At 43.7% G+C, this 17635-nt stretch carries 14 protein-coding genes; all 14 read right to left on the bottom strand.

Annotation, left to right across the window (positions count from 1 at the left end; translation table 11 throughout):
• Positions 1-51: 51 nt before the first annotated feature.
• The 14 genes from purF to EHS13_RS03915 all read right to left on the bottom strand — a co-directional run bounded on the left by purF (position 52) and on the right by EHS13_RS03915 (position 17586).
• Entirely contained in the window at positions 52-1581 is a 1530-nt protein-coding gene (gene purF, locus EHS13_RS03980) for an amidophosphoribosyltransferase (protein WP_155699125.1), read from the bottom strand.
• A complete protein-coding gene (gene purL / locus EHS13_RS03975; protein ID WP_155699124.1) occupies positions 1563-3815 on the bottom strand; it encodes a phosphoribosylformylglycinamidine synthase subunit PurL in 2253 nt (750 codons plus the stop codon). Before purL ends, purF begins: the two co-directional genes overlap by 19 nt.
• A complete protein-coding gene (gene purQ / locus EHS13_RS03970) occupies positions 3793-4485 on the bottom strand; it encodes a phosphoribosylformylglycinamidine synthase subunit PurQ (protein ID WP_155699123.1) in 693 nt (230 codons plus the stop codon). Before purQ ends, purL begins: the two co-directional genes overlap by 23 nt.
• Positions 4485-4733: a phosphoribosylformylglycinamidine synthase subunit PurS gene (gene purS, locus EHS13_RS03965; protein WP_155699122.1), complete on the bottom strand. Its 249-nt coding sequence runs from the start codon at positions 4731-4733 to the stop codon at positions 4485-4487. The genes purQ and purS overlap by 1 nt, the downstream gene beginning before the upstream one ends.
• Before the next feature lie 344 nt (positions 4734-5077).
• On the bottom strand, positions 5078-5962 hold the full coding sequence (locus EHS13_RS03960; protein ID WP_155699121.1) for a phosphoribosylaminoimidazolesuccinocarboxamide synthase: 885 nt from the start codon (positions 5960-5962) through the stop codon (positions 5078-5080).
• A 33-nt stretch (positions 5963-5995) separates the two neighbouring features.
• On the bottom strand, positions 5996-7291 hold the full coding sequence (gene purB / locus EHS13_RS03955; protein ID WP_155699120.1) for an adenylosuccinate lyase: 1296 nt from the start codon (positions 7289-7291) through the stop codon (positions 5996-5998).
• A gap of 40 nt (positions 7292-7331) precedes the next feature.
• Positions 7332-8495 (bottom strand): 5-(carboxyamino)imidazole ribonucleotide synthase, encoded by a 1164-nt coding sequence (purK, locus tag EHS13_RS03950; RefSeq protein ID WP_155699119.1) that lies wholly within the window; start codon positions 8493-8495, stop codon positions 7332-7334.
• Positions 8492-8977, bottom strand: a complete 486-nt coding sequence (gene purE, locus EHS13_RS03945) for a 5-(carboxyamino)imidazole ribonucleotide mutase (RefSeq protein WP_155699118.1) — start codon at positions 8975-8977, stop codon at positions 8492-8494. The genes purK and purE overlap by 4 nt, the downstream gene beginning before the upstream one ends.
• Before the next feature lie 349 nt (positions 8978-9326).
• A complete protein-coding gene (locus tag EHS13_RS03940) occupies positions 9327-9947 on the bottom strand; it encodes a 3'-5' exonuclease (RefSeq protein ID WP_155699117.1) in 621 nt (206 codons plus the stop codon).
• Entirely contained in the window at positions 9938-12091 is a 2154-nt protein-coding gene (locus EHS13_RS03935; protein WP_155699116.1) for a HelD family protein, read from the bottom strand. The genes EHS13_RS03940 and EHS13_RS03935 overlap by 10 nt, the downstream gene beginning before the upstream one ends.
• A gap of 91 nt (positions 12092-12182) precedes the next feature.
• Positions 12183-13502, bottom strand: a complete 1320-nt coding sequence (locus EHS13_RS03930) for an MFS transporter (RefSeq protein WP_155699115.1) — start codon at positions 13500-13502, stop codon at positions 12183-12185.
• A gap of 31 nt (positions 13503-13533) precedes the next feature.
• The gene (locus tag EHS13_RS03925; RefSeq protein ID WP_155699114.1) at positions 13534-14151 is read right to left on the bottom strand and encodes a cysteine hydrolase family protein; all 618 of its coding nucleotides are present in this window, start codon (positions 14149-14151) and stop codon (positions 13534-13536) included.
• An 82-nt stretch (positions 14152-14233) separates the two neighbouring features.
• Positions 14234-15184, bottom strand: coding sequence for a YobA family protein (locus EHS13_RS03920; RefSeq protein ID WP_155699113.1), 951 nt, complete (start codon positions 15182-15184; stop codon positions 14234-14236).
• Between the two features lie 113 nt (positions 15185-15297).
• The gene (locus EHS13_RS03915) at positions 15298-17586 is read right to left on the bottom strand and encodes an MMPL family transporter (protein WP_162462946.1); all 2289 of its coding nucleotides are present in this window, start codon (positions 17584-17586) and stop codon (positions 15298-15300) included.
• Positions 17587-17635 lie beyond the last annotated feature (49 nt).

Genomic DNA, 17635 nt, shown 5'->3' with positions numbered 1-17635 from the left:
TTTGGATCAGCGTAATGGCTGAATAAAGCTTCTATTTTAGATTAATTAGAATTAACAGGTTCCGCAGCCCACTGCTTCCATTTCTTCACTTAATGCAGTTGGGTAATTATTATCAAAGCATGCTGTGCACATCCCACGATTAAATTCATCTGGTGTACGGCCAATGGCTTCCAGCAAGCCCTCTTTGGTTAAAAAATGCAGCGAATCGGCGTTGATCGCAATACGGATCTCTTCAACCGTTCGCTCATGCGCAATCAAATCCTTGCGATCCGGTGTATCAATTCCATAAAAACATGGGTTTTTATAAGGTGGCGAGCTGATGCGAACATGAACTTCCTTAGCTCCAGCTTCGCGCAGCATATTCACAATTCTTAAGCTAGTCGTCCCACGCACAATGGAATCATCGATCATCACTACACGTTTACCTTCAACTACTTTACGAACAGCGCTGAGCTTCATTTTGACTCCGCGTTCTCTGAGCTCTTGGCTCGGTTGAATGAAGGTACGTCCTGTGTAACGGTTCTTAATCATGCCAAGCTCATAGGGAATACCAGTTTGTTCAGCAAAGCCAATCGCCGCCGAGATACTTGAATCGGGAACACCCGTTACAATATCCGCATCAACAAAAGCTTCCATCGCCAACTGACGACCCATACGTTTACGGGCTGAGTGAAGATTTATTTCATCAATATCACTATCCGGTCTGGAAAAATAAATGAATTCCATTGCGCAAAGCGAGCGTTGCTGAAGTGGAGCAAAACGATCCTCTGTCATACCCTTTTCATCGATAATCAACAGCTCACCTGGACGCAAATCACGTTCGTAGGTAGCGCCAATTGTTTCAAAAGCACAGGTTTCAGAAGCAAATACATAGGCGCCATCCAAGCGGCCAATAGCCAATGGACGTAAGCCATGAGCATCCTGAGCTACAAAAAGGCGGTCATTGACGAGAATCAGAAACGCAAATCCGCCGACAATCCGCTGCAAAGCTTCTTTCACGGCATCATTAATATTCTTTTGCTTAGAGCGAGCTATTAGATGAATCACTACTTCTGTATCGCTAGTCGTTTGAAAAATCGAACCCAGCTCTTCAAGCTCCGCACGAATTTCAGGCGCATTGACGATATTCCCATTGGTTGCGATCGCCAAATCGCCGCCTTTGTATTTAAAGACCAACGGCTGCGCATTCTGCAGCTTGCTTGCACCTGAAGTTGAATACCGGACATGTCCGATAGCAGCAGGTCCTTGCAGATATTTAATCCGCTCATTGTCAAAAACCTCTTTGACCAAGCCCATATCACGGTGATAGTAAAAATTCTTACCGTCGGAGGTACAGATTCCTGCACTTTCTTCACCACGATGCTGTAAAGCATGCAAACCGTAAAACGAAAGCGCGGAAGCCTCCGAATGGCCATAAACACCGAAAACTCCGCATTCTTCTTTTAGCTTATCAAAATAATCATTATCGACGCCTTCATTATAGTATTGCCCAGTCCATAAGGAGTTACCTGAAGCATCAATCGCTGGTGAATCCGCCTGCACTATCCGCTTTGATCTAAATGTTAAGCGTTCATCAGACATGGAATCGCATCCTTCCAAACCTTTTCTAGTTGGTTAACGGGTGACTGTAGGGCTGCATCGGCTTGCGCGTTGATTCTAATGGAAAGCTCTTTACCTTTGACTGTACCTAACACTTGGTAAGGTACATCCTGTTGACTGACCCAGGTAATTAATTCTTGTGATTTACTTTCTTTGGCACTTAAAAGAATACGGGACTGGCTTTCACTGAATAAAGCAATATCAGAACGAAGCACTGTATTGAAATTCACTTCAGCTCCCAATCCACCGCTGATGCAGCTTTCTGCCAAAGCAACTGCTAAACCACCCTCAGATAAATCATGAGCAGAAGCGACTAAACCTAGCTGAATCGCAGCAAGCACCGTACGCTGTAGGTTTAATTCAACCTGCAAATCAATTTGTGGCGGACGGCCTTCTGTTACCCCATGGAGTATATATTGAAACTCACTGCCACCAAGCTCAGCATGAGTGTTGCCGAGTAAGATAATTACGTCGCCTTCATTTTTGAAGCCTTGTGTGGTGATATGGTCCAAATCATGAATCAAACCGACCATACCGACTACAGGTGTTGGATAGATCGCACCTTTGGCATTTTCGTTGTACAAGCTAACATTTCCGCCAATAACCGGGGAGTTAAGCACACGACAAGCTTCTGCCATACCATCTACTGACTTTTCCAGCTGCCAGAAAATCTCTGGCTTCTCCGGGCTGCCGAAGTTTAAATTATCTGTAATCGCTATAGGCTCAGCACCAGAGCAAACTACGTTACGTGCTGCTTCGCTCACGGCAATTTTACCGCCAACCTCAGGATCTAGATAAACATATCGTCCATTGCAATCCGTTGTCATCGCCAAAGCTTTACGACTGCCAGGAATTGAAATTACAGCTGCATCTGAGCCTGGTCTAACGACTGTACTTGTACGTACCATGTAATCGTACTGACTGTAAACCCATTCTTTGCTAGCCACTGTAGGTGAACCCAGAACCTTTTTCAAAGCATCTGTCAGATCTGTTACTTCTGCATATCGATTCGTATCGATAGCTCCATTAATTGCATAATAAGCTGGCTCTATAGAAGGTTTATTATATTGTGGTACATCATCAACTAATGCGGTAACGGGCATATCGGCTACTACTTCACCGTGATGAATGATTTTTAGACGTCCATCATCTGTAACTTTACCCACTCTTGGACAACCTAATCCCCAACGAGCAAAGATCGCCACAGCCTGCGCTTCATTCTCAGGAGTAACTACGAATAACATCCGCTCTTGAGATTCCGAAAGCATCATTTCGTATGCCGTCATCCCCTCTTCACGTTGTGGTACTTGATCCAAATAAAGCTCCATACCGTTGCCGGCTTTGCTCGCCATCTCAGCACTTGAGCAAGTCAAACCTGCTGCTCCCATATCTTGAATCCCAATAACAATTCCGGAATTAATTAGATCCAAGCAAGCTTCAAGCACTAGCTTTTCCATAAAAGGATCGCCGACCTGCACAGCTGTACGATTGGCTTCCGACTTCTCGGTGATTTCCTCAGAAGCAAAAGTAGCTCCATGAATCCCATCGCGACCTGTTCCAGGACCCACATAGAATACGGGATTGCCTACGCCTTGAGCAACACCTTTTTGAATTTTATCATGATCTATAAGTCCAACACACATGGCATTAACTAACGGATTACCTTCGTAGCTTTCGTCAAACATGATTTCGCCGCCGACGGTTGGAATCCCAATACAGTTCCCGTAAGAAGCAATTCCTGAAACCACATGTTCGAATAAATATTTGGAGCGTTCATTGTCGAGCTTACCGAAGCGTAAAGAGTTCAATAAAGCTACTGGACGAGCTCCCATGGAAAAAATATCGCGAATAATCCCGCCAACACCCGTAGCTGCACCTTGAAACGGCTCAACGGCTGAAGGGTGATTGTGACTTTCAATTTTGAAAACGACTGCTTGATTATCGCCAATATCGACGATTCCTGCACCTTCACCGGGTCCCATTAGTACGCGAGGACCTGTAACCGGGAACTTGCGAAGCACGGGCTTGGAATTCTTATAAGAGCAATGCTCCGACCACATAACGCTAAAAACACCAATTTCACAATAGTTTGGCTGACGACCTAGAAACCCGACTATTTTGCCAAATTCTTCATCCGTTACGCCCATTTGTTTATAAATCTTCTGTTCTGCGATCTGCTGTGCTGTAGGCTCCTTAACGGATTGCTGCTGCGCCATGTCGATCCCTCCATGTACTCAAGATTGATGTAAACATCCGCTTGCCGTCCTCAGAACCTAGTAATTCATGAATGGCGCGCTCCGGATGTGGCATCATGCCTAAAACGTTACCTGCTTTGTTGCTGATTCCTGCAATATCGTCCACAGAGCCATTGGGATTCTCCCCCGCATAGCGGAAAATAATTTGTCCATTGTCCTGTAATTCTTTTAGAGTAGCGTCATCACAATAGTAATTTCCTTCGCCATGAGCGATTGGAATGTTGATTTCTTCACCAAGCTTATAGTCCTGGGTAAAAGGATTGTTCGTGCTTTCTACTCTTAACGTTGTTGCATGACAGCGGAATTTCAAGGAATTGTTGCGCAGCAATGCGCCTGGCAGTAATCCCGCCTCAGTCAAAACCTGAAAACCGTTGCAAATGCCGATCACATATTTGCCTGCTTCTGCAGCCACTTTCAATGCAGCCATAACGGGTGCGAACTGGGCAATTGCTCCACAACGCAAGTAATCGCCGTATGAGAATCCACCGGGTACAATAATTGCATCATATTTGGAAAGATCCGTCTCCGTATGCCACACATAATCAACTGGCTGGCCTATGGTTTCCTCGACTGCCTTGAAGCAGTCAATATCACAGTTTGAGCCTGGAAAAACAAGCACTGCGAAATTCATTATGCCCCCTCCAGTTCAAAACGGTAATCTTCAATCACCGTGTTCGCCAACAGTTTTTCACACATCGCTCTAACACGGCTCTCTGCTTCAGCGCGATCTGCTGTGTTCAAGGTAACCTCCAAGTACTTGCCGATTCTCACTTTTTCTACCTCATTAAAGCCCATAGAGTGAAGTGCGCTTTGTACTGCGTTGCCTTGTGGATCTAATACGCTTTGTTTGATGGTTACGTAGACGGTTGCTTTGATCATTGAAAATTCCTCCTTGAAATTGTGTGGCTGCAGTTGAAAGACTAATGACAATTATAAAGTGATACCGTTCCAAACCGTTCTATTGCCCTCCAGCCACTCTTGAAATTGCATCCTTTTTTATTGAAATAAAACAAGTGGAAACGATGCAATATTCAAAGGCGGCACGTAAACTTTCCAGACAACAGAACTATTTTACACTCTAACTTTATATGAATTGATGGACTTGCTTCGCAAGCCATCCTGATTAAAACTCGTCAAAAGAGAAAAGATTAAGAGCAAACCAACTGTGCCCATTAGTTGCTTTTAGGGCAGTCAAACCAAGATAGCTACAAAAACCAACCTCATTACTTTATAAGCAGGTTCATGATGTCGCGGTAGCGTTGGGATGTGGCGGCGACGACGTCGGCAGGGAGTGGATCGGGTTCGCTGTTCTTATCCCAGCCTGAGCCGGAAAGGTAGGTGCGAACGGGTTCTTTATCCATGCTGTCGATCTCGGTGTCTAAAGCGTAATTCGCTTTAGCCCAGAAACGCGATGAATCTGGTGTGAATAGCTCGTCAATTAGAATGACTTTGCCGTCGATTAAACCAAATTCGAACTTCGTGTCTGCCAAGATGATGCCGCGCTTCTCACAATAATCATGAGCGAATTGGTAAAGCTTGATGCTCTTAGCTTCGAGCTCATCGGTAAGATCTGCGCCAACTAGCTCTTTCATGCGTGCTACGGAGATATCTTCGTCATGACCGACATCGTTTTTAGCTGCTGGTGTGAAGATCGGCTGCGGGAAACGTTCGTTTTTATGCATGCCTTCTGGAAGCTTGATCCCGTTAACTTCGCCTGTTTCTATATATTGTCTCCAACCGCCGCCTGTAATATAGCCGCGAACGACGCATTCAATATCAATTCGTTCTGCTTTCTTGGTGACCATGATGCGATCCTTCATTAACTCTGGATCGGTAATGATATCGCCAAGCAAGCTTACATCTGTATGGATTACATGATTGGGTTGAAGTAGAGCCGTTTGTTCAAACCAATAGCGGCTCAGCATGTTCAGCACATTTCCTTTGTCCGGAACAGCTGGATTCAGCACATAATCAAAAGCGGAAATTTGATCGGTTACAGCAATCAAGTAATATTCGCCTAAGTCGTAAAGCTCACGAACCTTGCCTTTATAGATCAGCGGTGCTTTGATATAAGGCTGGGCTGTAGCTATCGCAGTCGATAAACTCACAAGTAGAACCTCCTAATAATAAATAATGTAAGCTTATATTAATTCCAAACGTTTAAAGATCGTATCAACATGCTTCAAATGCCAGCTAGGATCAAAGCATTCTGCAATTTCTTCCAAGCTAAGCTGTTCACGAATTTCGCTGTCGGCTTCAACAATTTCCCGGAAAGAGCGTTGCTGCTCCCATGCCATCATAGCCTTAGGCTGTACAGTATCGTAAGCTTTCTCACGGCTGTAGCCTTTGTCGATCAGCTTCGTTAATACACGGCCTGAGAATGGAACTCCATATGTGCTTAGCAGGTTGCGTTTCATATTCTCTGGGAAAACCGTTAGGTTCTTCACAATGTTCCCAAAACGATTCAGCATGTAATTCAACAAGATCGTCGCATCTGGCAAAATAATTCTTTCTACGGAGGAATGCGAGATATCGCGTTCATGCCAAAGCGTTACATTCTCATAAGCAGAAAGCATATGGCCACGAATGACGCGAGATAAACCGGAAATGCTTTCGCAGCCGATAGGATTGCGTTTATGTGGCATAGCGGATGAGCCTTTTTGACCTTTACCGAACGGCTCTTCAACTTCACGAATTTCACTTTTCTGCAGTGCGCGAATTTCAGTAGCAAACTTATCCATTGAAGTCGCGATTAAAGCTAATGTAGCAACATACTGTGCATGACGATCACGTTGTAGCGTTTGTGTGGAGATAGGTGCTGCTTTAGTTCCTAATTTGCCGCAAACATAAACTTCGATAAACGGGTCAATGTTGGCGTATGTGCCTACTGCGCCTGACATTTTACCGAATTCAACGTTTTCCGCTGCTGCACGGAATCTCTCTAAGTTACGCTTCATTTCTTCGTACCACAAAGCCATTTTTAAACCAAAGGTTGTTGGCTCAGCATGTACTCCGTGTGTGCGTCCCATCATGGCTGTGTCTTTAAACTCGATTGCTTTATTCTTAAGAATTTCGATGAAATTCAATAAATCTTGCTCAATGATTTGATTGGCTTGCTTCAATATATAGCCCATTGCGGTATCCACAACATCTGTTGAGGTTAAACCATAATGCACCCATTTGCGTTCTGGACCTACTGTTTCCGATACGGAACGAGTAAAAGCGATGACATCGTGTCTGGTTTCTAGTTCGATTTCGTTAATTCGATCAATGTTGAAGGATGCTTTCTCACGCAATAAAGCAACGTCTTCTTTCGGAATAACCCCTAGCTCTGACCAAGCTTCACACGATAAAATTTCAACCTCAAGCCATGCTCTAAACTTGTTCTCTTCTGTCCAAATCGCAGCCATTTCCGGCCTACTGTAACGCTCAATCATGGTTAAACCTCCAGATAAATATTTATATTTTCGACATTTCTCATGACCAGATTTGAGTGTCTTCCACCCATTTCAGCGCCTGATTGATATCGTTGGTTAATAAATTAAGATGACCCATCTTGCGTTGGTGCTTGGCTTCTTCTTTACCATATAAGTGAAGCTTCACGGATAAACCATCGGCTTCCTCGCTTTGCTCCAACAGCCAGTTCATGACAGGGTCAACATGCTGCCCCAGTATATTGACCATGACAACGGGTGACAGCAGGGTAGTGGCACCGAGCGGTAAATTGCATATTGCGCGCACGTGCTGCTCGAACTGTGAAGTGGAACAAGCTTCAATCGTATAATGACCGGAATTGTGCGGCCGCGGTGCCAATTCATTGACGTACAGCTCGCCTTCCTCTGTCAGGAACATCTCGACTGCGATCAAACCGATCACATCGAGCGATGCCGCGATGCGAATGGCAAGCTGCTCCGCCTTGAGGCGAATCGCATCGGAAATGCGGGCGGGCACAATCGACAAGTGGAGGATGTTATCCACGTGAATATTCTCCGCCACAGGAAAAGCCTTAACCTCGCCGCGCGGATTCCTCGCCGCGATCACCGAAAGCTCGCGTTCGAAGCGGATGAACTGCTCGAGCACAAGCTCCGTCTTTGCCAAGCTAAGCGCGGCAAAGGCGGCTCCAGCCTCGTCCAATGAGCGAATCACCCATTGGCCTTTGCCATCATAACCGCCGGTAGCCGTTTTCAGCACGCACGGCGTCCCAAAACGGCCAATCGCCGCTTGAAGCTGCGCCAAGCTCTCGATTTGCTCGTACGGCGCCACTTTCACGCCTGCGGCTTCAATCGCGCGCTTCTCGCGAATCCGATGCTGCGTCGTATACAGCAGCTGGCTGCCTTGCGGCACATACGAGTCCGTCATCAGCTTAGCGGCTACATCCGCATCGATGTTCTCAAACTCGTATGTAATCACATCGGACAGTGCGGCAAGCTGACCCGCTGCCTCGGCATCATCATACTCGCCAATAATCTGGCGATCTGCTACTTGACCGCACGGCGAATCTGCGGTCGGGTCCAACGTAATAAACCGGTACCCCATATGGCGACCGGCTAAAGCAAGCATTCTGCCTAATTGCCCCCCACCTAACACACCGATTGTACTTCCCGGTAAGATAACCTTGGCTGGTTCAATAGACTTATTCATAATGATTCACTACTCTCGATAACAGTTTGACGCGTACGTTCTCTACGATCTATCAACTTCTGTTGAATTTCGGAATCCGTTATCCCCAAAATCTGTGCTGCTAAAAGCCCTGCATTTGTTGCTCCTGCTGTACCAATTGCCACAGTTGCTACCGGCACACCGCCAGGCATCTGAACGATCGATAATAAGGAATCCAAGCCATTTAAGCTTGCTGACTTAATGGGTACCCCAATTACTGGCAATACCGTTTTGGCTGCTACCATGCCGGGCAAATGTGCTGCACCGCCTGCTCCAGCGATAATCACTTGGATGCCGCGAGCGATTGCCGTTTCTGCATATTCAAACATTAAATCAGGTGTACGATGCGCTGAAACGACTTTCTTCTCAAACGGAATGTTTAATTCCTCTAGAATTACACAAGCTAACTTCATGGTCTCCCAGTCTGACTGACTTCCCATGATCACACCTACACGTGCTGACATGCTCAACCTTCTTTCTTCTATTTGAAGCAAAAGAAGAACAATCGCGGTGGTCCGCCACTGTTCTGTATTAGTTAATAAAATTATTATAAGTCAAAATTCGCGGTTTTTCGCACATTTTGTAATTATCCTTTTAACATCGCTAGCATTTATCCAAGCAACATTTAATTGCTCTTATAACTCTTATTTTAACAGCCTTTGACCAATGATGTCAAATTGAAAGGCGAACGATTTTCCTCAAATAACTTTGAAAAGTTCGCTTTTACTCGCATATTCCAGCTGTTTTACCCTTTATATTACAGATAACTCGATTTTCCAAGCAAATCCAATTCTTTCTAACTATTTGTTGAAATTATCTGCGATCTTCATAACGATTTTCTTGGGCCTGCAATACCGCATAGTCCGGCGCCCACTTGGGTGGTCCATATTTCGACATATAGCCTAGCTTATTGATGTAATCTTCAATCTTCACTTCTTTGCTTAAAGCTTCATATAAATGCCAGCAGCCATAAACATCACTTAGAGCACGATGAGCGCCAATCAATTCAATATTATATCTTGCACATAAATCCGTAAGCTTATAAGGAAAAACCGTCCGCTCGCGACTGATCGTCAATGTATCGATAAAAGAGTTATTGAAGGAACGTTTCGCCAGACGCATTAAAGTATGATGTAGAAAGCCTAAATCAAAGGCAGCATTATGAGCGACAATCACACTATTTCCGATGAAACGATTGAATATTTTAAAAGCAGTCACTTCATCAAAGCCATGCTTTAATTCTTCATCATGTATCCCTGTTAGCTCGATAATTTTGGGAGACAGCTTGCCATCGTATTGAATCAAGGTACTGAATTCACCAACAACCTGTCCATTCGCAACCCGAATCGCAGCCATTTCAATGACCTGATCCTTTTCAGCGCTTAAGCCCGTCGTTTCAAAATCAAACACGGTTATTTCGTTAATCAAAGCCATCTCTCCTCTATAGCAAACCCATTATTAATTTCTTCATTATATAATAGATTGGCGAATAAAGGGGAAGCTTCTCCTACATAAAATAACCACAGCTCGTGCAATGCCCGCGTACAACCGACATAAAGCAGCTTCGCATCCTGGAAATTCTGTTCATAATGGAGCGGATCCGCATCAATAATCAATACAGCATCAAATTCCAAGCCTTTGGTTAAATAGACTGGAAGCACCGAGATTCCACCGAGATATTCCCGTTGTCCCGCTTCAATTAAGTTGGCTGCCAAGCCTTTTCCTGTTAAAGCCTCATGCAGAATTGCACATTCTCGTTCCGTCCGATCAACAATTGCAATCGTATTAATCAAGCCACTTTCCTGCAGCTTGCCTACTGCCTTCAATAAAGCCTCCACCTTTTGCTGCTCATTGCCCAATTCGATCAAACGTACCTTTTCCCCACTGCGGAACACAGGGATAGCTGGTGTAATAGCTTCACCACCACGACTCAATACGGCATTGGCAAAATGAATAATTTCCATGGTCGAACGATAGCTGCGGTCCAATTGATGATACATCGTGCGGTCTGCCTCAAATAGTGAGGAAATCTCATCCCAATTCCAGATCCCCTGGTAAGCATGAATCCCTTGCGACAAATCACCTAGTATCGTAAAAGAACCTCCGCGGGTCTGCTCCTTAAGTAAAGCTACCTGAAACGGCGAGAAATCCTGGGCTTCATCTATCACTACATGATCAAACATTTGCTCGCTTTCAATTCCATAAAACCGATTGTGGATATAAATGAGCGGTGCTAAATCCTCTGGTTGAACCTCTTTTTTCTTGAAAAGCAGGTTAGATTCTTTAATTAACTCATCTGGTACATGAGGTTCTGTGAAAATAGTTTTGTAAAAAGAAAACGGGGATTCCTCTGGCCATTGCTTCAAGTAGGCACGCAAGCGGTCATTGGCTTTCTTCTTGTATTCTTTGCGCATCGACTCACTAGGAAATTTAGTTAACTCAATTTCTATCCAGCGCTTCATCCGCGCCACAGTACGATCACGACGTTTCATTAGTGGATAATGCTTGTTCTCGACATAAAACCATTCATGAACCGTCTTATTGAGCAAGGTTTTCCCTTCCCAAGCAACTAGATCTGCTGTAGGTAGGCAAGCGGCTTCAAACTGTTGTAATTTTTCATCTATATAATGAAGGAAAGCAATCGAGCCTTTAAAACGACCCGGAGCTTGATTATCAATTTGCGGTTTTTTTGCTCCAATATTAAACCAATAAGCTAAGCGTTTAGTCGAATCAGTCAGCTTCACTGCATTATCTAATAATGCCAAAGTCCAATCCTGAAAAATCGTTTGTTGAATATGACCTACACCAAGCTCTGGCAGAACACCTGAGATGTAATCGAGAAACATGCTATTCGGGGCAAAAATAATCATCCGCTCCGCGCGGATATTATCGCGATATTGGTAGAGCAAGAAAGCCAGACGATGCAAAGCTACCGTTGTTTTTCCACTCCCAGCAACCCCTTGAATCACGATAGCCGTATTTCTTACCGAGCGAATAATCTGATCCTGTTCGGCTTGAATGGTTGAAACGATATCTCGCAAGCGATTATCTTTATTCTCACCTAGTCGGTAGAGTAAGAATTCATCCGTTATCGTCGGCTCATCGCTATCTCGATCGTAGGTATCCACTACACGCTGCAGCACCTGCTGGCGAATCACTAAATTTCGCTTTAACAGAACGTGCCCGCTGATGGTGCCATCCTCTGGTGATTCATAAGTCGCTTCCTCTGTACCGCCTGTAAAAGAGTAAAAAAGACTGGCGACAGGTGCACGCCAATCTATAACTAATAGTTCATGGGTTTTGTCATTCTCGACACCATTCTTGCCGATATAAAGCGGAAATGGTTGGGTTTTACCAATTTCCTGATAATCCAAACGTCCAAAATATGGCTCCGCACTAGCTTTTTGCAGATGCTCCCGCTTGACCTCACGATTTAAATCCAAAACCTGTTCCGTTAAATCCTGCCCGAAGTAGCGTGGCGTTTCCACAATCTTCTGCAGCTGCTTGTCGATTTCATCGGTTGTTTTCTTGAGCTGTTTAAGCTCGTCTTGATAGGCACTTTGAGTCTGGTCCAAGATCAGTTACCTCCTAAGTTCTATTAACAAATCACATCCTAAAGCTATTCCTGCTTTAGTGACGAAGAGTCAATATACCATATAATAGGATAGCCTACAAGAGGTCCGCTCTAGATGATTTCTGATAACTGAAGAGCAGTATAAAAGATACAAGCAGCAGAGGTAAGAGTAGAATGTAAGTATGTTGAAAAGCAAGAATCGGTTCAGACCCCTTCTGGCTAACAATCGTCAACCCGCACAAAGCAACCGCAAACGATCCTCCCATAAATTGCGACAACTGGGAAAGCCCCATTCCCGATCCAAGCAGTTCTTTGGGAAGAATACGGGAGACTTCATTGGATATAGCCGAGGTAATGGTTGATGATGCCGGAGCAAACAGCAAATAGGCAAAAGTAATGATGAAAGCTGATTTATGAATCCACAAAGACACAATGATAATGGAAAGACTCATGAAGATGTAACCTATTAACAAAAATCTTAAGTTTCCATATCTGTCAATCCAGCGACCTACATATCTAATTAATATAGCCGATAAAACGGCACCGGGAAAAATCAATAAGCCCACGGATGCAGCCGGTTTATGAAAACCATTTGCCAGTACCAGAGGCATGAGAAATACCATGGACATATTAAGCGCAAAACCTAAAAAAATTAGAATAATCATTTTGAGGTATCCCGTATTTTTAAACAAAATAGGCTGTATAAATGGTTTTCTCGCTCTGCGCAAATGTGTAATGAATGTGATTAAAGAACCAAGGCTAATAAGAAGGAATAAAATGGATAGTTTAGACACTGCTACTAATAACGTAGCTGTTGTCAGCACAATTAAAACGGCGCCAATCAGATCAAATTCAAATTTGTTATGAGATTCCTTTGGAAGCAGCGACCACAACACCAGAACTAATGGAAGAACCAGACATATGACTAAAAAAAGCTCATGCCAGCCTAAGAATTGTGTAATAAAACCGCCTACAACTGGACCTAGCCCGAAGCCTAGAGACGATGCCGAAGCAAGTATGGCAATTGCCCTTCCTCTACGTTCAATGGGTACATACCGAGCAGCCAGTACCATTCCCAAACCAGGCATAGCTCCGGCACCACAAGATTGCAACAATCTAGCAAGCAGAACAAATCCAAAGCTGTCGGAGAAAAACCCTAATATAGACGATAATCCGAGAATGGAAAGTCCAATTGCCATTAGCTTGCGAATCGGGATAAAATCAGATAAACGGCTAAATATGATCGTAGAAAGGGCAAACCCAATCGAGTAACCAGAGACAAGCCAGGAAGCATGACCTGCTGAAATATGGAGCTGTTTAATAATATCAGGGATAGAAACGTTAAACATCGTTGTATTCATCACAATCAGAAAGGAACCAATTGACCAAACAGGAATAAACACTTTGTCTTTCATAAACTTCCACCTTTTTTTTGGGAGCGAGCTATTAGATATCAGAGATTAGCTCTTGAGTAGTAAGAATCGAATGGGCAAAGGTTGGACCATTGATCTCATGAGCAGCATGCATCGCTTCTTTGCTAAATGCCGCTGTTGCATCCTTCACGATAGTAACATGGTAACCAAGCTCTGTTCCGTAACGGGCAGTCGATTCAATACAGGTATTAGCCAATAATCCGATGATGATAATTTTATCGATTCCGTGCATTTTCAATTGGTAATCGAGATCAGTATTAGCAAAGCCGCTTGAACCCCAATGCTCTTTAATAATAATGTCACCGGATTGGGGCAGGAAATCGGCATGAAACTCGCCACCCCATGTGTTTTTGGCAAAGGATTGCCTTCTGCCTGATGCAAGCTGATTGGGGCTTGGATGTTTCCAGTTCGCATAATCTCCTGGCACCCAACGATGATGTGGCACGAAAAACACCTGAATACCTGAATGTCGGACTGCAGCAACAATTTCCTGCAAATGCGATAAGAGATTGACGGACTCCGCCACTTCTTTGGCATAAGGGTAGAGCTTCCCTTCTGGAGATAGGAAGTCATTATACGGGTCAACCAGAAGAAGCCCTGTAGTAGCACTATTATAGTTCTTATTTATCATGTTTAATCGCTCCAATTTTTTAGATTATATAAACCTAATAAATTGTCCTTCTTGCCTAACATTTATCCAACATTATCAAAGCTCACTCGGCTATGAGAAGCTCTTGCTCAACTGCATTCTCTGAAATAAATCCATCTTTATATCGAATCGTCCAGGCAGCTGATTTTTCATCGAAATTAATTGCTATAACAACAAATGCTTGGACATTTGCTGCTTCCTTGCTCGCTAGCGCTTTACGAATAACTTCCTCTTCCGTTAAAACAGCATTATCATGCTTCAGACTTGGTAAAATAGCTACCTTATCAGATTGACCTTGAGCAGGATATGATTCAGCTATGGGTCCATTAAACCAAACCAGAACTCTTTGTCCAAGCTCGACCTTTTCAGCTATACCTGAAACCCATACGGCATCGTAGTATTCCTTAATGCCACCTGTAGAGCCATAATCTTTAGCTATATTATTTACAATGAGTACTCTCTTCTCATCTCGTTTTACAACGTAACCAGTCATACTGAAATCAGTTGGAGGATTTATTACAATGGATACTTTATCCCCATATTGACTTAAGAAAGCTTGATTGGCTTGATCGCTTATCACTGTAACGGTTACACCCACATTGTTTTTGATCTCATCTACAAATATATCCTGAATATCGGCACCTAATTCACCATAATAATCCCATTTTTTCGTAATCTCCATTGAACGAGCTTTTAATTCAGAAACGGAATATTCAACATCTCTATATCTTATTAATTCAGGTGGGATTGTTTCAGCTAAACGTTTCTTTAAAAGCTCTGTTTTTTCATTCGGATGGGCTATGGCAACGACAAATTTAATTAACGGTGTACGTTCAATATACATGGAACCATACGGTTCAAAATCTCCGACTATTTCCTTAATATCTGCTTGAATTTGCGGCAAATAACGCGCCTCGATCCCCCCATTGATGTTTGTTACTTCTTTGGAACAACCGACTAACATAATAGTTCCGATAGCAATCAGAAATAGGAAACCTAGTTTGATTCGTTTCATATGGACAGCCTCTTCCCTATTTGTTTCTCCATTATATGTCTAATTATAGCATGATAAGGTAAAAAGCCGCTGAATGAGCAAAATTCACTCACAGCGGCTTCTATATAATGGATCTATTGATTAGACAGTGGCTTCCTTACTTGCACGGCTTCCACCTGACTTCGACCAGGGAACCACCAATTCATGCGACCTAGCAGCTTCATCGCGACTGGCACTAAGAACATCCGCACAACAGTTGCATCAAGGGCTATCGCGACTGCCATTCCAAAGCCGAGCATTTGAATGGGGAGCGCACCTGAGAAAGCAAATCCAGCAAAAACAGCGAACATTAGGATAGCTGCACCCGTAATTAAAGGACCTGTTTTTTCCATCCCTTCTGCAATACTCTCATCATTATTGCCTGTCTTGTTATATTCTTCTTTAATACGGCTAACTAAGAATACTTCGTAATCGGTACTAAGGCCAAACAGCAGCGCTAGCAATAAAATCGGCACAAAATGAATGATATAACCATTCGCTTGAGCATTAAATATTTCTACTCCATATCCCTTGGCGAAAACCAATACGAGGATTCCATAAGTTGCTGCAACAGAGAATAAATTTAAGATAATAGCTTTCAATGGAAGCAGAATACTGCGGAATGTAACAACTAAAATGATGAAGATTAGGACAAGCATAATTCCAAGGGCTGGCAGTAAGCTATCATTAATCGCTTTAGATGAATCTATCCCTTGCATCGTTTCTCCGCCAATACTAAAGGAGGTTCCCTCTGGTAAAGCGAATTCCGGTAAAACGGTATCACGAAGCTGTATAACGACATCTTTACTTGCATCACTTGCGCCATATTGATCCAATTGCAGCTCAAGCAATGCTGTATGACCATCCTGACTTAGATATCGGTCTGTCATTTTTCTGACATCTGCAGGAAGCGTGCTTTCCGTTTTTAATAAATCTGTGACCACAGCTGCATCCGTGTTAGGGAAGAAGGAAGCTACTGAAGATACATGAGCAACATCATTTCCTCGCTCCAGCTTGGTTTGCAATGTGGTAATTGTCGTGATGGCATCCGCAGTCCGCAAATCAGTCTTTTCGTTATGCAGTACAATGCTAATCGGACTTGTGGCGCCCTTGCCAAAGGATTGTTCCAGCATCGCAAAGCCTTGTCGCACGCCTGTATCCGCTGGCAGAATCTGCATGTCTGGCGAATAAAGCTTCATCCCTGCAGCCGGAACTGCTACTGCCGCTAAGATTAATAAAGCAGCTAGCAAATACACAACTGGACGTCGCATAATGGCTTTCGTCCATCTCTTCCAGCCGCTAGTTTTTGGAGATGTGGTTGAACTCGATAAGAATGGTATTTTACCTTTGTTAATGCGAGCACCCAATACTCCCAAAATAGCAGGTAGCAAACTAAGGCTAATTAGCCCCGCTACGAACACTACGGCTATGCCTCCAAAGGCGATAGCTTTAATAGCTGGGAGCGGTACGACGAATAATGCTGATAAAGCCGCAATTACTGTAATCGCCGAGAATAGCACGGTATGACCGGTCGTTTCCATGGTTCTTAATAAGGCATCTATCGTATTATTATTATTCTCTAGCTCCTGCTTAAAGCGATTAATCATGAATAATGAATAATCAATCCCAATCCCTAATCCTAACATTAACGCAGAATTTGTCACAAACACTGAAAGCTCTACCTGATTGGCGACCACATATACGATACCCATGGCAACTAACACAGAGCTAATCGTAACTACTAAAGATGTAATTGTCGCGACAACTGAGCGAAAAATCAGCAGTAAAATGAGGAGGATCAAAGGAAATACAATCATCTCCGCTTTAGCTAAGCCTTGCTTACTTTGCTCACTATTCTCACCTTGGAAAGCTGTCGTTCCCACTAAATGCGCTTCAACTCCAAGTAACTTGGCTTGCTCAACCAAACGCTCTTGGTATAGGGTTACATTGTTCATTACGTAATCTGCTTTAATATTCATATCGATGAAGGCAATACTCATATTCTTATCTGTGCCGATTAATCCCTGGCTCACGGCTTCCGATGCAGTAAGAATGCTGAATACATCAGCCACACCCTCTTCCGTTTTCAAACGATCTACTATTTGTTTAAGCTTATCTTTATATTCAGGCGTCCCAACTGCGTGATCAGGATCGCGAAGCACTAGCGTTAAAGAGCTTTCTGATCTGCCTGCAAATTGAGAAGCAAGCTGCTCTCCCGCGATAGCAGATTGTGAATTCGGTACATCCCAGCCCCCGCCACTTAGCAGCGATGGAAGCTTTGCGAATACTGAACCGCCGAGAATGATTAGAATCAACCAAGCGACAATAATAAACCATCTTGCTTTATAAACACCCTTGCCCCAAATACGCAGAACATTATGCATTTCATCCACCATTCCTTATTTTGTATTTTGTTTGTACGTTCAAACAATA

The sequence above is a fragment of the Paenibacillus psychroresistens genome (genome assembly GCF_009728935.1).
GTDB lineage: Bacteria > Bacillota > Bacilli > Paenibacillales > NBRC-103111 > Paenibacillus_AC > Paenibacillus_AC psychroresistens.
Note: the sequence above shows the minus strand (reverse complement) of the source record. Positions and strands in the feature narration are given on the sequence as shown.